Source organism: Phascolarctobacterium succinatutens CAG:287, assembly GCF_000434895.1.
Lineage (GTDB): Bacteria > Bacillota > Negativicutes > Acidaminococcales > Acidaminococcaceae > Phascolarctobacterium_A > Phascolarctobacterium_A succinatutens_A.
Genome location: NZ_FR892773.1, coordinates 207 through 724 on the forward strand (window position 1 = coordinate 207; position 518 = coordinate 724).

The 518-nt window shown below is 50.8% G+C and carries 1 protein-coding gene; it reads right to left on the minus strand.

Translation table 11 applies throughout. The features are described 5' to 3' along the window. Positions 1-518 (minus strand): sodium ion-translocating decarboxylase subunit beta (locus BN587_RS03190; protein WP_303684805.1); only part of this gene is annotated, 518 nt, incomplete at both ends.

Genomic DNA, 518 nt, shown 5'->3' on the forward strand with positions numbered 1-518 from the left:
CATCAGCAGGAAGTTAGCCGGGTTAGCTTTCTGACCAACTTTTTGAGATACACGAGCAGCCATAGGAACTGCGGAAACGCCAGCGGAACCAATCAACGGGTTGGTCTTGCCACCGTCTACCATGCACATGAGCTTGCCGAAGATAACGCCGGCAGCAGTACCAGCTACGAATGCAACCAGACCCAGAACGATGATCAGCAGAGTCTTAGCGTTCAGGAAAGACTCAGCGCTCATGGTCAGACCGGTACCGGTAGCCAGCATGATGGTTACGGTGTTCATCAAAGCGTTTTGTGCGGTGTCGCTCAGACGATCCAGGCAGCCTGCTTCTTTGAACAGGTTACCAAGCATCAGCATACCAATCAGAGCGGTTACGGAAGGTAACAGCAGAGAAATAACGATGGTGCACATGATCGGGAAAGCAACCTTTTCAAAGTGAGAAACCGGACGCAGCTGTTGCATAACGATTTTACGATCTGCTTCAGTGGTGAACAGTTTCATGATAGGAGGCTGAATCAGCG